Annotated in this window: 12 protein-coding genes; 3 read left to right on the top strand and 9 right to left on the bottom strand. The window is 66.2% G+C overall.

Annotated features, from left to right (window positions below; translation table 11 throughout):
• Nucleotides 1–7: 7 nt before the first annotated feature.
• The 3 genes from ACZYSP_RS26435 to ACZYSP_RS26425 all read right to left on the bottom strand — a co-directional run bounded on the left by ACZYSP_RS26435 (nt 8) and on the right by ACZYSP_RS26425 (nt 3,038).
• Nucleotides 8–400 carry a nuclear transport factor 2 family protein gene (locus tag ACZYSP_RS26435; protein ID WP_093058832.1) on the bottom strand — a complete coding sequence of 131 codons (393 nt, stop codon included), beginning with the start codon at nt 398–400 and terminating at the stop codon, nt 8–10.
• Between the two features lie 95 nt (nt 401–495).
• Complete coding sequence (locus ACZYSP_RS26430; protein WP_489017491.1) at nt 496–2,046, bottom strand: amidase; 1,551 nt, start codon at nt 2,044–2,046, stop codon at nt 496–498.
• The gene (locus ACZYSP_RS26425) at nt 2,046–3,038 is read right to left on the bottom strand and encodes a Bug family tripartite tricarboxylate transporter substrate binding protein (protein ID WP_093179730.1); all 993 of its coding nucleotides are present in this window, start codon (nt 3,036–3,038) and stop codon (nt 2,046–2,048) included. Before ACZYSP_RS26425 ends, ACZYSP_RS26430 begins: the two co-directional genes overlap by 1 nt.
• A gap of 162 nt (nt 3,039–3,200) precedes the next feature.
• Here ACZYSP_RS26425 and ACZYSP_RS26420 point away from each other — a divergent pair, with 162 nt between their 5' ends.
• Nucleotides 3,201–4,115: a LysR family transcriptional regulator gene (locus tag ACZYSP_RS26420; protein ID WP_489017488.1), complete on the top strand. Its 915-nt coding sequence runs from the start codon at nt 3,201–3,203 to the stop codon at nt 4,113–4,115.
• Between the two features lie 45 nt (nt 4,116–4,160).
• On the opposite strand, the gene ACZYSP_RS26415 is transcribed toward ACZYSP_RS26420, so the two are convergent.
• The 6 genes from ACZYSP_RS26415 to ACZYSP_RS26390 all read right to left on the bottom strand — a co-directional run bounded on the left by ACZYSP_RS26415 (nt 4,161) and on the right by ACZYSP_RS26390 (nt 12,691).
• Nucleotides 4,161–6,617 carry a GcvT family protein gene (locus ACZYSP_RS26415; protein WP_489017486.1) on the bottom strand — a complete coding sequence of 819 codons (2,457 nt, stop codon included), beginning with the start codon at nt 6,615–6,617 and terminating at the stop codon, nt 4,161–4,163.
• Nucleotides 6,618–6,650: 33 nt separating this feature from the next.
• Nucleotides 6,651–7,517, bottom strand: a complete 867-nt coding sequence (purU, locus tag ACZYSP_RS26410; RefSeq protein ID WP_093058884.1) for a formyltetrahydrofolate deformylase — start codon at nt 7,515–7,517, stop codon at nt 6,651–6,653.
• Between the two features lie 10 nt (nt 7,518–7,527).
• Nucleotides 7,528–8,658 carry a 2-aminoethylphosphonate--pyruvate transaminase gene (locus ACZYSP_RS26405; protein ID WP_093081427.1) on the bottom strand — a complete coding sequence of 377 codons (1,131 nt, stop codon included), beginning with the start codon at nt 8,656–8,658 and terminating at the stop codon, nt 7,528–7,530.
• A gap of 56 nt (nt 8,659–8,714) precedes the next feature.
• Nucleotides 8,715–10,439 (bottom strand): putative 2-aminoethylphosphonate ABC transporter permease subunit, encoded by a 1,725-nt coding sequence (locus ACZYSP_RS26400; protein WP_489017483.1) that lies wholly within the window; start codon nt 10,437–10,439, stop codon nt 8,715–8,717.
• Nucleotides 10,436–11,572, bottom strand: coding sequence for a putative 2-aminoethylphosphonate ABC transporter ATP-binding protein (locus tag ACZYSP_RS26395; RefSeq protein ID WP_489017481.1), 1,137 nt, complete (start codon nt 11,570–11,572; stop codon nt 10,436–10,438). Before ACZYSP_RS26395 ends, ACZYSP_RS26400 begins: the two co-directional genes overlap by 4 nt.
• Nucleotides 11,573–11,650: 78 nt before the next feature.
• Complete coding sequence (locus ACZYSP_RS26390) at nt 11,651–12,691, bottom strand: putative 2-aminoethylphosphonate ABC transporter substrate-binding protein (RefSeq protein WP_093058824.1); 1,041 nt, start codon at nt 12,689–12,691, stop codon at nt 11,651–11,653.
• Between the two features lie 161 nt (nt 12,692–12,852).
• Here ACZYSP_RS26390 and ACZYSP_RS26385 point away from each other — a divergent pair, with 161 nt between their 5' ends.
• Both ACZYSP_RS26385 and ACZYSP_RS26380 read left to right on the top strand, forming a co-directional pair.
• Nucleotides 12,853–13,581: a phosphonate utilization associated transcriptional regulator gene (locus tag ACZYSP_RS26385; protein WP_093058823.1), complete on the top strand. Its 729-nt coding sequence runs from the start codon at nt 12,853–12,855 to the stop codon at nt 13,579–13,581.
• A gap of 1 nt (nt 13,582) precedes the next feature.
• Nucleotides 13,583–14,354, top strand: a 772-nt coding sequence (locus ACZYSP_RS26380; protein WP_489017479.1) for an alkaline phosphatase family protein, incomplete at its 3' end; no start/stop codon positions are given.

Genomic DNA, 14,354 nt, shown 5'->3' with positions numbered 1-14,354 from the left:
GGATTGACTAGGATTGCGCCGCCTGGAGCTGCGCCGCCATCTTCTGGTGAATGAGGTTCACCGCCTTCAGGGGGCGCAGCATCACCTTGAACTCGGTGATCCTGCCTGCGTCGTTCCACTTCATCATGTCGACGCCGTTGATCTGGATGCCGTCCAGCTCCAGCGCGAATTCGAGCACGGCGTCGTTCGCGGACCGGAGCTCGCGCACATAGCGGAAGCTCTCGTTGAAGAAGACCTGGAACGCCGCGGCCAGGTACTTCTGCGTGATGGCTTTCCCGACCTGGGGCTTGTGCACCACCGGCGAGTGGAAGACGGCCTCGTCGTCCAGCAGGGCGTCGAGCCCCGCCACGTCGCGTTCCTTGACGAGCCGGTGCCAGGTGGCGAGGGTGTCGATGGCCATGGTTCTCCTGAGGCTGTGAGTGAAGATGCCCGGCATTTGACGCACCCGCGTGCGACATGGCAAGGCTTCCCCCGCGCCTTGGCGACTCGGCTCCCTCAGACGGCAGACGCCGCGGCGGCCCTCGTACCGCGACGGTCGAAGACCGGCGGCGTCTTGACGATCGAAGTCAGCGCGGGTTCGGCCATGCGCAACGAGGCCAGGTCGGGCCGGGGGCGGCGCAGCTGCGCGTGGGCCGAGAAGGCTTCTTCCATCGCCCGCGCTGCACCCAGCACCTGGTGGTCGGCGCGAAAGCCGCCCACCACCTGCAGCCCGAAGGGCATGCCCGCATGGTCGAGTCCGCAGGGCAGCGAAATGGCCGGGTGCGTGGTGAGCGTGACCACGTAGGTCAGCGCCAGCCAGCGGTAGTAGTTGGCCTGCTGCTCTCCGTTGATGTGGCCGGCATACAGCTGCGTCCACGGAAAGGGAGACACCGGCGTGGTGGGCGACAGCACCAGGTCGTAGTCGGCGAAGGTCGTCTGAAAGCGCTTGATGAGCCGCGTCTGCTCGGCCTGCGCCCAGGCGCTGTCGAGCAGGCTCATGCGAGCGCCCATCTCGTAGTTCGCGCGCGGGTTGGGTCCCAGGCTGGCGGGGTCGCGCTCGTAGGCCGCCTGCATGCCTGCCACGAAGGCTTCGGCACGCAGCACGTCGAAGCAGCGGTGCGCCTCGCCCATGTCGAACTCGACCTTGTCGCAGCGGCGGAACAGGTGCCGCATGGCTTCGATCTTCTGCCGGAAGGTGGCGCGGATGCCGTCGTCCACTGCGCAGGTGCCGAAGTCTTCGGTCCACGCCACGCGCAGGCCGGCCAGGTCGACCCGCGCGGGCGTCAGAAAAGACATCGGGTCGAGCGGATAGCTCAGCGGGTCGCCCGCGTGCATGCCGGCGGACGCCGCCATCTGCAGGCAGGCGTCTTCCACCGTCCGGCCCATGGGGCCGACGACCGAAATGGGCGTCCAGCCCAATGGCTTGCGCACGCTGGGCACGATGCCCGGCGACGGCCGGAAGCCCACCACGCCGCACTTGGCCGCCGGAATGCGGAGCGACCCGCCGGTGTCGGAGCCGGTGCACACGGGCAGCATGTCGCAGGCCAGCGCAGCCGCCGAGCCGCCCGAGGAGCCGCCGGCATTCAGGTTCGGATTGAAGGGGTTGCCCGTGGCGCCCCACACGTCGTTGCGCGAGTTGGCGCCCGCGCCCATCTCGGGCACATTGGTCTTGCCCGCCACGATGGCGCCCGCGCGGCGCAGGCGGGCGACCAGCTCGATGTCTTCCGTGGGCACATGGTCGCGGTAGATCGCCGAGCCCCAGGTCGTGAGCAGGCCTTCGGTGGGCTCCAGGTCTTTCACGCCCAGCGGAAGGCCGTGCAGCAGGCCGAGCGCATCGCCGCGCATCACGGCGCTTTCGGCCACCATGGCTTCGTTGCGCGCGCGCTCGAAACAGGTTGCGGTCACCGCGTTGACGAAGGGGTTCACGCGCTCGATGCGCGCGATGCATGCTTCAAGGAGCTCGACGGGCGAGATGGCCTTGCTGCCGATGAGGCGGCGCAGTTCGACGGCGGATTTTTCGACGAGCTCAGTGCTGGTGTCGCGGGATGTGTTGTTCGTCGGGTTCATCAGTCGGCTGTGATGTTTGCGCGAGCCGCAACGGCACGCATCAAGGGCAGTTCGCGGTTGATCAGCTCACTCGACGCGGTACTGCTGCTGAACGCCGGCTCCAGCCCCTGGCCCAGCAGCTTGGTACGCGTTTCGGGGTCGGCGATGGTCGCGGCCAGCGCCTTCTCAAGCTTGGCCTTCACGTCGGCGGGCACGCCCTTCGGGACGGCGATCATCAGCCACGAGTCCATGTCGACGCTGGCATAACCGCTCTCGGCGAAGGTGGGCACGTCGGGCAGCAGGGCGGAGCGCTTCGCAGTCGTCAGCGCAATGGCCTTGATCTTTCCGCTCTTGAGCTGCGGAATCGCCGCGCTCACCGTGTCGATGCTGAACGGAATCTGGCCTCCCATCAGGTCGGTCATTGCGGGCGCGCTGCCCTTGTAGGGGATGTGCGTCATCTTCAGGCCAGTGGCATGCAGCATGGTTTCGCCGGCGAACTGCGCGGTGGTGCCGGTGCCGAAGGAGCCGTACGAATACTTGCCCGGCGAGGCCTTCACGTAATCGACGAACTGCTTCACCGTCTGCACAGGCACCTCGCTGTTCGCCAGCAGGATCAGCGCGACGCGACCCGCGATGCCGATGGGGTCGAAGCTCTTCACCGGGTCGTAGGGCAGGGTGGCGCGGATCGCGGGGTTGACGGTGAACGTCGAGCCCGAGCTGATCAGCAGCGTGTAGCCGTCGGGCGCGGCCTTCGACACATAGCTTGCGCCGACCACCGTGCCGGCGCCCGCGCGGTTCTCGATGATGACGGGCTGGCCGAGCTCCTTGCCCAGACGTTGCGCGATCACGCGCCCGTTGACGTCCGTCGCCCCACCCGGCGGGAACGGAATGACCAGCGTGATCGGGCGCGAGGGAAAGTCCGCCGCCGCGGCGGCGGGCGCGGTCAGCGGCAGGGCGCCAAGTGCGAGGCCACATACCAGTGCCATGCGCGCCATGAGCGGGAGACGGTTCATCGGGAACTCCTGGATTTCGACGGGGATTTCGATGGGGATCGGGAGAGGGCGGGTTCATCCTAGGAGCGTCATGCCGGTGTCACAAGCGCAATGTTTAGAATTCTGCGTTGCCGAATCGGCAATCCACGCAATCCGTTTCGGGCCACGCCACAGGAGAAATTCATGCAGCTTCGTGCCTTGCAGGAGACCGCGGTGCGCTACTTTCTCGAGGTCGTGAAAACCGGCTCCGTGAAGGAGGCAGCGCTCAAGCTCAACGTGGCGCCCTCGGCGGTGAGCCGGCAGGTGGCGCGGCTGGAGCGCGAACTCGACACCCTGCTGTTCGAGCGCCATGCGCGCGGCATGGTGCCCAATGCCGCGGGCGAGCTGCTGGCGGCACACGCCAAGCGGGCGCAACAAGACATCGAGCGGGTCACGAACGACATCGCCGGCCTGCGCGGCCTGCGCAGCGGCCATGTGCGCGTGGCGAGCACCGAGGGCTTTGCCTTCGACTTCATTCCCAGGCTGATCGCGGACTTCCGCCGCAAGCACGAGGGCATCCGCTTTCACCTGGAGGTCTGCTCGCCCACCGATATTTCGAGCCAGGTGCGCGACGGCGAGGCCGACGTAGGCATCACCCTGAGCGCTGCGCCCGAGCCCGGCATCGAGATCCAGCTGCGGTACCCCAGCCCCATCCTCGCCGTGATGGCCAGGGACCACCCATTGGCGCAGCAACGGCAGCTGTCGCTGCGCCAGGTGGTCGCGTACCCGCTGGGGCTGCCGCAGGAAGACAGCTCCATACGCCGCCTGCTCGACGCAAGCTGCGCCCGGCAGGGGCTGCGCTATTCACAGGCCATGTCCAGCAACCACGCGAATGCGCTACTGAGCTTTGCAGCGGCCGGCGGCGGCAGCATCGCCTTCTACGGCCCGCTGTCGATACGCACGCTGCTGCGGAGCAAGGCGCTGGTCGCCCTCCCCGTGAAAGACCGCGAAATGAACGAACGGCACCTGGAGATAGAGACCATGGCGGGCCGCTCGCTGCCCGATGCCGCGAAAGCCTTCGTGCGGCATCTGGTGGAGGCCGTCAAGGCCAGCGGATAGGCCCTGGGGTTGCGCCGCCTTCAGCGGGCGTCAGGCTGGTTTCAGCTATCCGCGCCGTTCGAGCGCAGCCTTGATGAGCGAGGGGTAAGGCGGCCGCGATTGCGGCGTGGCTGCAAAGCGCTGGCCGGCGATGTCGATTTCGTACTCGCCGTGCATTGCCTCTTCCCTCGTCAGTGGTTCGGCGCTGCGTACGTAGCCCATCACCACCATCCGCTCCAGTACCGCGCTGTAAGCCGTGGAGGTCAGCTCGCCGACGGCCTTGCCGTTGCGCAGGATCGGTTCGCCGCCCCATGCGAAGGCCTGCGGGTCGTCCAGCGTGAACATCATCAGCCGCTTGGAGAGCCGTTCGGGTGTGATCTTCGCGAGCGCGGCCTGTCCGATGAAGGCAACCGGCTTGTCCAGCTGGACCGCGAATTCCAGGCCCGCCTCGAACGGGTTTTCGTCCGGACCAAGTTCGAGGCCGAAGGCCCGGCGCCCGGCCTCGATGCGCAAGGCGTCGATCGTGTAGTAGCCGCCGTCGCGAAGGCCCAGGTCGGTGCCCGCGTCGAACAGCGTGTCGTACACATGCACCGCCATCTCAGTCGGGATGTACAGCTCCCATCCCGGACCGCCGACGTACGAGACCTTGGCCGCGAGTGCGCGCGCGTAGCCGACATCGATCTCGATCACTGCCGATTGCGGAAACGCCTCCTTGCCCAGGTCCTGCGGCGTGACCCGGGACAGCAGCTGCTGCGCCTTCGGGCCGGTCACCGTGAGGGTGCAGTAGCTGGAGGTCACGTCCGTCACCGTCACATGCTCGTGCGCATGCAGGTGGCGCTTGATGTGGCCGATGTCGCGGCAGGGCTGAGCGGAGCCGGTGATGATCAGGAAGCAGTCTGCCGCCAGCCGCATCACCGTGAGGTCGCTCTCGAAGCCGCCGCGTTCGTTGAGCAGCGCGGTGTAGACCATGCTTGCAGGCCGGATCGCCACATCGTTGGCGCACAGGCGCTGCAGCAGCAGCTCGGCGTCGCGGCCCTGCACCATGAGCTTGCCGAACGAGGTCTGGTCGAAGACAACCACGTCTCGCCGCACCGCTATCTGCTCTTCGATGCAGGCATCCAGCCAGTCGGGGCGGCCGAAGCCGTAGCGGGCATGCGCCTCTTGCCCCGGCAATGCGAACCAGCTCGCGCGCTCCCATCCCAGCTTGCTGCCGAAGGCGGCGCCCTTGGCCTTGAGCCGGTCGTACAGCGGCGAGCGGCGCAGCGGTCGTCCGGACTCCAGCTCGTGGCGCGGCCAGCGCATTGCGTAGTGCAGCCCGAGCGCTTCCACCGTGCGGTCCTTCAGCCAGCGCTTGTTGCTGTTGAAGGGCGCGAAGCGGCGGATGTCCACGTCGAGCAGATCGGCCGGCGCGGCGCCGCCGACGATCCATTCGGCGATCAGCTTGCCCGCGCCGCCCGCGTTGGCGATGCCGGCCGAGTTGAAGCCGGCGGCCACGAAATAGCCGCGCACCTCGGGCGCTTCGCCGAGGATGAAGTTGCCGTCCGGCGTGAAGCTCTCGGGGCCGTTCAGGAACAGCTTGATCTCGGTGGTCTCCAGCGCCGGCGTGCGGTGCACCGCTTCGTCGAGCAGGATCTGGAACTGGTCCATGTCGTCCGGCAGCAGCTGGAACTCGAACTTCGGCGGGATGCCGTCCATGCCCCAGGGCTTGGCCACCGGCTCGAAGCCGCCCATCACCAGGCCGCCGACTTCTTCCTTGTAGTAGATGTAGCCGTCGGGGTCGCGCAGCACCGGCAGGTCCCGGTGGACGCCTTCGATCTCCTTGGTGACCAGATAGAAGTGCTCGGCCGAATGCAGCGGAATGTTGACGCCCGACATCTTGCCCAGCTCGCGCGCCCATTGGCCGGTGCAGTTGAGAAAGCTCTCGCAGCGCACCGTGCCCTGGCTGGTCTCGACGCCGACGATGCGGCCGTTCTCGATGATCGTGCCGGTGATCTGCACGCCCTCGAAAATTTTCGCGCCGCGGTTGCGCGCGCCCTTGGCCAGCGATTGCGTGAGGTCGGTCGGGTTCGCCTTGCCGTCGCCGGGCAGCCAGACTGCGCCCACGAGATCGTCGATGCGCATCAGCGGCCACAACTCCAGCGCTTCGGCCGGCGTGATGAACTCGGCCTCGATGCCGAAGCTGCGGGCCGTGGCGATGGTCCGTCGCAGAAGCGTCATGCGCTCGGGCGTTCGGGCGACCGTGATGCTGCCGCACTGTTTCCAGCCGGTGGCCAGGCCCGTCTCGGCTTCGAGCGAGGCATACAGGTCGATGCCGTAGCGGCTCATCTTCGTCATGCTGCGGTTCGCGCGCAGCTGGCCGACCAGCCCGGCAGCATGCCAGGTCGTGCCGCAGGTGAGCTGGCCTTGTTCGAGCACGATCACGTCGGTGCAGCCGAGCTGGGTGAGGTGGTAGGCCGCGCTGCAGCCGGCAATGCCGCCGCCCGCAATGACGACCTGCGCATGGGAGGGAAGTGGCGTCGCCATGATGTGTCGGAGGACTCGTTGGTTGAGGGAGGGTTACTTGAAGACCACCGTCTTGTTGCGATGGACCAGGATCCGGTCTTCCAGGTGGAGGCGCACGCTGCGCGACAGCACGCTCTTTTCGATGTCCTTGCCGAGCCGCACCATCTCCTCGATCGAGTTGCCGTGGTCGATGTCGATCACGCCCTGGTCGATGATCGGGCCGGCGTCGAGCTCGGCCGTCACGTAGTGGCTGGTTGCGCCGGTCATCTTCACGCCGCGCTCGAAGGCCTGGTGGTAGGGCTTGCCGCCGACGAAGGCCGGCAGGAAGCTGTGGTGGATATTGATGATGCGGTTGCGCAGGCGCTGGGTCATGTCGTCCGACAGCACCTGCATGTAGCGCGCGAGCACCATGAAGTCGCCGCTGAACTCGCGGAACAGCCGCTCCACTTCGGCGTAGGCCTGCGTCTTGGTGTCGGGCGTCACCGGCACGTGGAAGAACGGGATGCCGTGCCACTCGACGAAGGATCGCAGGTCGTTGTGATTGGAGATCACGCACGGAATTTCGCAGTGCAAGTCCTTGTTGCGCCAGCGGTGCAGCAGGTCGTTCAGGCAGTGATCGAGCTTGCTCACCAGCACCAGCATGCGTTTCTTCACCGAGCTGTCGGAAACGCTCCACTCCATGTCGAACTGCTTGGCGACCGGCGCGAAGCGTTCGCGCAGTTCGTCCAGGTAGAAGGGCAGCGTGTCGGCCTGGATCTCCACCCGCATGTAGAAGCGGTTGTGCAGCGCGTCACCGTGCTGTGCGGCCTGGGTGATCAGGCCGCCGTGGCTTGCGATGAAACTGCCCACGCCCGCCACGATGCCCGTGCGGTCCGGGCAGGTGAGGGTGAGGATGTAGCGGCGTGGTGTTTCGTCGCCCATTGCCGTGCCTTCAGGCGGCAACGGGTGCGGTGACGCGCCTGATGCCCATGGCCTTGAGCGTCTCACCGATGGCGGCCACGGCGCCCGGAATGCCCGCCTCGCCGAAGTGGCCCATGCAGCCGACGCGGAAGGTCTCCACCTGCGTGAGCTTGCCGGGGTAGAGGATGTAGCCGCGCTTCTTCACCTCCTGGTAGAAGGTCTTGAAGTCGTAGTTGGCATCGTCGGGCGCGTGGAAGGTGACGATGATCGGCGCCTGGATGGCGGACTCCAGGAAGCTGCGGATGCCCAGCGAAGCCAGGCCCTCGATCAGCGCCTTGCAGTTGCGCGCATAGCGCCCGCCGCGCGCCGCAAGGCCGCCTTCCTCGATGTACTGCGCGATGGCGGTGTCGAGCGCGGCGACCACGTGCGTAGGCGGCGTGAAGCGCCACTGCGTGGTCTTCTCCATGTACACCCACTGGTCGTACAGGTCCATGCTCAGCGAGTGGCAGTTGCCTTCGCACTTCTCGAGCGTGCTGCGCTTGATGACGACGAAACCCATGCCCGGCACGCCTTCGAGGCATTTGCCCGAAGCGGCGACGACCGCATCGAAGGGCGTCTTGCGCGCATCGATCTCCAGCGCGCCGAAGGAGCTCATGGCGTCGATGATCAGCCCGCGGCCGTGCCTGGCGACGACCATCGCGATCTCGTGCAGGGGGTTGAGCACGCCGGCGCCGGTTTCGCAGTGCACCACCGCGACGTGGGTGATGCCTGGGTCGGCCGCGAGCGCCCGGTCAACGTCGGCCGGCGAGACCTGCTTTTCTTCCGTGTAGTCGATGGTGGTCAGCTTGCGGCCGAGCACCTTGCAGATCTTGGCGAGCCGCTGGCAGTACGCGCCATTGCTCGGCACCAGCACGTGGCCGTCGCGCGGCACGACGGTGCCGATGGCAGCTTCCACCGAGAAGGTTCCGCTGCCCTGCAGCGGAACGCACTCGTGCGTGCCGGTGCCGTGCACGATCTCCAGCACATGCTTGCGGATGCGCGCGGTGATCTGGTTGAAGTCGGCGTCCCACGATCCCCAGTCGCGCAGCATCGCCTGCCGCGTGCGGTCCGAAGTGGTCAGGGGGCCGGGCGTGAGAAGAATGGGGTAGGGGGCTTGACTCATGATGTCTCCAGGCAGGGAAAGAAATGAGAGGAAGGGGAAGACAGAGGGGCCGCCGTTCAACTGCGGCTCAGGTTGCGCCAGGCCTGCGTGCGCGACAGCAGCACGCGCGTCAGCAGCGAGTAGGCGATGCACACGATGGTCGAGGTGACGACGATCAGGCTGGCCAGCGCCGCGGCCGGACCGATGTCGCCGGCGTCGTCCAGATGCATGATCGCGACCGAGGCCAGGATGGTCTCCGGCGTGTAGAGAAAGATGGCGCACGACAGGCTGGCCATCGACACCACGAAGAAGTAGCGCCCGATGTCCAGGATCGCCGGCAGGCACACCGGCACCGTCACGCGCAGGAAGGTCTTGAAGAACGGCACCTTGAGCGAGGCCGACACGGCTTCGAACTCGTTGTCGATCTGCTTGAGCGCCGTCACGGCCGTGAGATGGCTCGAGGTGTAGTAGTGCACCACCATCGAGATGATCAGGATCGCCATCGTCTGGTAGAGAAAGTTCAGCGGGTTGGCCGGATGGTTGAAGAACATCACGTAGCCCAGCCCGAGCACAAGGCCCGGCACCGCCATCGACAGCACCGCCATCAGATGCATGCCCTTGCGCATCAGGCCGAGGTTGCGCGTCTTCTCGATCAGGTAGGCGCCCACGAAGACGATCAGCGAGCCGGCCACGGCGGTGGCCATGGCAACGATCAGGCTGTTGCCGTAGGCCGCGGCCATGTCGCTTTCGACCAGCACGAAGTGGTAGTGCTTGAGCGTGAGCGAAAGGTCGTAGGGCCACAGCGAGATCAGCGAGGTGTAGATCGCCATGCCGATGGTGGCCAGCAGCAGCCCGCACACGACCGCGCAGAACAGCATCAGCAGCGGATCGGCGAGCTTGCGGCGCTTGGGGCTGTAGGGCACCGAGCGGGCCGTGAGCTGCGCCTTCAGCTTGCGCCGCACCACGTAGTCGATCACGAAGGAAATGATCGAGGGAAGCAACAGCAGCATGCCCACCACCGCGCCGATGGAGAAGTTGTGCTGCCCGACCACCTGCTTGAACACATCGACCGACAGCACGTTGAAGTTGCCGCCGATCACCTTGGGCGCGCCGAAGTCGCTCACCACGTAGGTGAAGACAACGGTCGCCGCGCTGATGAGGCCGTACTTGCACGAGGGCAGCGTGATGGTCATGAACTGGCGAAACGGCCGCGTGCGCAGCGCGGTGGCCGCCTCGTACAGCCGGCCGTCGGCGAGCGATAGCGCGGTGACCAGGATCATCAGCGCATGCGGAAAGGTGTTGTAGACCTCGGCCAGGATGATCCCGGGCGCGCCGTAGATCGACGCGCCGCCCAGCAGGAACTTGAGAGCCCCCTGGTTGCCGAACCACTGCACGAAGGAAATGGCCGACAGCAGCGAGGGCGCCAGCAGCGGAATCAGCGCAATGAGGCGGAACACCGCCTTCAGCGGCGCAGGCATGCAACTGCGCGTGAGTGCGTAGGCAAAGACGAAGGCGGTGGGCACCGAGATCATCACCACGGCCGCCGAGACCCACACCGAATTCCACGCCGCGCGCAGCAGGCTCGGCGTCTGGAAGTAGGTGATGAAGTGGGCGAGGCCGACGAAGCGGCCGTCCTTGTCCTGCACCGCATGGGCCAGGATGGTCGCCAGCGGTGCGATCAGGAACACGAAGAGCATCGCCATCACCACGAACAGGATGACCCGGGCAATGGTCTCGTCGCGGCTCCAGCGCATGGCCGGTCGCGCGGCGAACGAAGGGCGAGGGTGTGCCAGCGTGTTCATGGCTTCGGGCTGCGTGCGGAGAAGGCGCGGATGCGGTTGGCGCGCAGCGCGATGTCGATGGTGTTGCCTTCGCGGATGTCGAGGTCGTGCAGCTGGTTGAGCGAGAAGTGCAGGCCGAGCGTTTGTCCGTGCAGCGCATCGGCCGTCACTTCGGCGATGCACAGGCCACCGAGGAATTCGACCTTGGTGACCAGCGCCTGCAGGCGGTTGGCCGTGTCGTCGCCCAGGTGCTCGACCGCACGGTCTTCGGGGCGCAGGTAGAGGTTGACGGCTTCGCCGGGCTCGAAGGCGCCGTCGCAGGCATCGCACTGCAGCTCCATGCCGCCCACCTTGAAGCGTTGGTTGCCCAGCGCCACCGCGCGCAGCACGTTGACCTTGCCGACGAAATCGGCCACGAAGGGCGTGGCCGGCTGTTCGTAGACTTCCATCGGCGTGCCGACCTGCTCGATCACGCCGTGGTTCATGACCACGATGCGGTCGGCCATCGACAGCGCCTCTTCCTGGTCATGCGTGACCATGATGGTCGTGATGCCGACCTGCTTCTGCAGCCGGCGGATTTCGCCGCGCAGGCGGATGCGCTCCAGCGCATCGAGCGCCGACAGCGGCTCATCGAGCAGCAGCAGGCCGGGACGCGTGGCGAGCGCGCGGGCCAGTGCCACGCGTTGCTGCTGGCCGCCCGAAAGCTGGCTCGGGTATTTGTTGCCCGAGGTCGGCAGGCCGACGAGCTTCAGCAGCTCTTCGACTCGTACCTTGATCTCACCCCGTTTGGCGCGGCTGTTGACCAGCCCGTAGCCGACGTTCTCGGCAATCGACAGGTTGGGAAAGAGCGCATACGACTGGAAGACGATGCCGTAGTCGCGCCGGTCCGGCGGCAGCCACGAGACGTCCTTGCCGTTCTGCAGGATCTGCCCGGCGGTCTGCGTTTCCAGCCCCGCGATGATGCGCAGCAGCGTGGTCTTGCCGCAGCCCGAGGGGCCCAGAAAGCAAAGCATCTCGCCCGGGTTCACGCGCAGGTGCACGTCGCGCAGCGCACTGAAGGATTCGAAGTCCTTGCGAACGCCGACGATCTCGAGCGCTGCAGGAGCGCTAGCAGGCACCGGGCTGGCAATGAACTTGGTGTCGGTCATATCCATTTTTCGCACTCGTCGTTGGCGGGCGTCACCACTGCGGCAGCGCCCGCGGATTGAAAGTCGTCGGGAATGCCGTCGGGCCTACTTGGGTTCAGCCTTGCCTTCGTAGCGCTTGCTCCATTCCGCCAGGATGCGCTCGCGGTTCTTCGCTGCCCAGTTGATGTCGTTCTTGGCGAGCAGCTTTTCGTAGTTGTCCGGAATGCCTTCGAGCTTCGAGGCCACGCCGGGGTAGGCCACTACCGCCCACCATGTGGAGGTGATCTGGTTGGCCTCCTTGCTGGCCATCCAGTCGGCGAAGCGCTTGGCCTGTTCCGTCTTCTTGCTCGTCTTCATGATGCTGGTGGCCTCGATGTCCCAGCCCAGGCCTTCCTTCGGAAAGATCAGGTCGACGGGCGCGCCCGACTTCTTGACCTGGTGCGCGCGGAACTCGAACGAGATGCCGATGGGGAACTCACCCGCGCCGGCCTGCTTGCAGGGCTTGGAGCCCGAGTGCACGTACTGCGCGATGTTCTGGTGCAGCGCGTCCATGTACTTCCAGCCTTCGGCGTCGCCCATGTTCTGCAGCCATGACGACACGTCGAGATAACCGGTGCCGCTGGAGGCCGGGTGCGGCATCGAGATGGTGCCCTTGTAGACGGGCTTGGCCAGGTCCTTCCAGCTCTCGGGCTTGGGCAGGCCGAGCTTCTGGGCCTCGACGCGGTTGAAGCAGATGGTTGCGGCCCAGACGTCCATGCCGACCCAGGCCGGCGGGCGGGCGCTGTCGGAGTAGGCGGGGTTCAGGTCCTTGAAGCCCTTGGGCTCGTAGGGCAGGAGCATGCCTTCCTGCTGCAGCAGCGCGAGGCTGCTGGCGGCCAGGCCGGCCACCACGTCGGCCTGCGGGTTGGCTTTTTCGGCCAGCAGCTTGGCGGTGACGATGCCGGTGGAGTCGCGCACCCACTTCACTTCGATGTCGGGGTTGGCTTTTTCGAAGGCGTCCTTGTAGAGCTTCATGGCGTCGGTCTCGAGCGCCGTGTAGACCAGGAGCGGAGTCTTCTGCGCCCAGGCGGCGCCGCCGGCCATGAGGCCTAGCGCCGCAACGCACAGGGCCGCCGTGAGACGGCGCGTGCTTTGTTTCATCGTCATCTGTTTCTCCTGAAGTGGCTTGCTGTCACAGGGGGTGAGTGAGTGGCGGGCTCCGGCAGTTGGCATTGCTCAAGCTCCGGTGATCGCAATGTAGATTGCTGATTGAAGACTGTCAATAAAAAATTGTTGACAGTTTTCAATCATCGGGGAAAATACGCCCCATGGTCACCACCAATCACTCCGCCGCCCTCGCGTTTCTCCAGTCCAGCTCGCTGCCGATGCTGATGCAGGAAGAAATCGAGCGTTTGATCATGACCGGCGAGCTCCCCGTGGGCAGCCGCATCAACGAGAGCGAACTCTCGCAGCGCTTCAACACCAGCCGCGGCCCTATCCGCGAGGCGTTGCGTGCGCTGGAAGAGGCCGGCCTCGTGCGCAACGAAAAGAACCGTGGCGTCTTCGTGCGCGAGATCGCATTCGAGGAAGCCGACGAAATCTACGAACTGCGCGAGGCGCTGGAAGAAATCATCGGCCGGCGCGTGGCGCTCGCCATCAAGCCCGACGCGGTCGAGCGCCTGCGCGCCATGCTCGATGCAATGCGCTCGGCAGCCCAGGCGCAGGACGTGGAGCAATACGCGCAGCTCAACCTGCAGTTCCACGAGATCCTGCTCGACACGGCCGGCAGCAAGAAGCTCACCGAAACCTACAAGCGCCTGGTCAAGGAGCTGCACCTTTTCAGAATGCGTGCGCTCGACAGCGGCGGCGGCCTGCGCGTGTCGGCCGACGAGCACCGCGACATCGTCGACGCCATTGCCAGCGGCGACCCCGACACGGCAGGGCGCGCGCTGCGCCAGCACGTCGCGGGCAGCCGCGCGCGCATGCACAAGGCCTTCGGCCGCGCCGATTCCGACGCGGCGACCGCATCGAACAACCCACCCCAAAAGGAAGTCTGAAATGACACCGGAGACACTCGAAGTCAATGCCCGCAGCTACCGCTGGATGAGCCGCCCCGTCGTGGTGGTGTGCGTCGATGGCTGCGAGCCTGCGTACCTGGACGCGGCCATCGCAGCCGGCGTAGCCCCCTGCATCGAGCGCATGCGCAAGACCGGAGCAGACCTGCTGGCCGACTGCGTGGTGCCCTCCTTCACCAACCCGAACAACCTGTCCATCGTCACCGGCGCACCGCCGGCCGTGCACGGCATCTGCGGCAACTACTTCTTCGACCGCGAACTCGGCCAGGAAGTCATGATGAACGACCCCAAGTACCTGCGCGCCGGCACCGTGCTCGCAGCCTTCGCCGATGCGGGCGCTTCGCTTGCCGTGGTCACCGCCAAGGACAAGCTGCGCAAGCTGCTGGGCCACCGCATGAAGGGCATCTGCTTCTCGTCCGAGAAGGCCGACCAGGCCACCATCGAGGAGAACGGCATCGACGGCGTGGTCGAGATGGTCGGCATGCCCGTGCCCTCGGTGTACAGCGCGGAGCTGTCGGAGTTCGTCTTCGCCGCAGGCGTGAAGCTCATGGAATCGCGCCGCCCCGACCTGATGTACCTGTCGACCACCGACTACGTGCAGCACAAGGCCGCCCCAGGCAGCCCCGCGGCCAACGCCTTCTACGCCATGATGGACGGCTACCTCGCGCAGCTCGATGCGCTGGGCGCCACCATCGTGCTCACGGCCGACCACGGCATGAACGACAAGCACGACGCCGACGGCGCGCCCAAGGTCA

It is taken from the genome of Variovorax sp. F042 (genome assembly GCF_057814215.1).
This window is presented reverse-complemented; position numbering and strand designations above follow the sequence as displayed.

What these genes read in the sequence shown, in the direction of transcription:
- ACZYSP_RS26435 (WP_093058832.1), bottom strand. Translation starts at nt 400, where the DNA reads ATGGCCATCGACACCCTCGCCACCTGGCACCGGCTCGTCAAGGAACGC.
- ACZYSP_RS26430 (WP_489017491.1), bottom strand. Translation starts at nt 2,046, where the DNA reads ATGAACCCGACGAACAACACATCCCGCGACACCAGCACTGAGCTCGTC.
- ACZYSP_RS26425 (WP_093179730.1), bottom strand. Translation starts at nt 3,038, where the DNA reads ATGAACCGTCTCCCGCTCATGGCGCGCATGGCACTGGTATGTGGCCTC.
- ACZYSP_RS26420 (WP_489017488.1), top strand. Translation starts at nt 3,201, where the DNA reads ATGCAGCTTCGTGCCTTGCAGGAGACCGCGGTGCGCTACTTTCTCGAG.
- ACZYSP_RS26415 (WP_489017486.1), bottom strand. Translation starts at nt 6,617, where the DNA reads ATGGCGACGCCACTTCCCTCCCATGCGCAGGTCGTCATTGCGGGCGGC.
- purU (WP_093058884.1), bottom strand. Translation starts at nt 7,517, where the DNA reads ATGGGCGACGAAACACCACGCCGCTACATCCTCACCCTCACCTGCCCG.
- ACZYSP_RS26405 (WP_093081427.1), bottom strand. Translation starts at nt 8,658, where the DNA reads ATGAGTCAAGCCCCCTACCCCATTCTTCTCACGCCCGGCCCCCTGACC.
- ACZYSP_RS26400 (WP_489017483.1), bottom strand. Translation starts at nt 10,439, where the DNA reads ATGAACACGCTGGCACACCCTCGCCCTTCGTTCGCCGCGCGACCGGCC.
- ACZYSP_RS26395 (WP_489017481.1), bottom strand. Translation starts at nt 11,572, where the DNA reads ATGGATATGACCGACACCAAGTTCATTGCCAGCCCGGTGCCTGCTAGC.
- ACZYSP_RS26390 (WP_093058824.1), bottom strand. Translation starts at nt 12,691, where the DNA reads ATGACGATGAAACAAAGCACGCGCCGTCTCACGGCGGCCCTGTGCGTT.
- ACZYSP_RS26385 (WP_093058823.1), top strand. Translation starts at nt 12,853, where the DNA reads ATGGTCACCACCAATCACTCCGCCGCCCTCGCGTTTCTCCAGTCCAGC.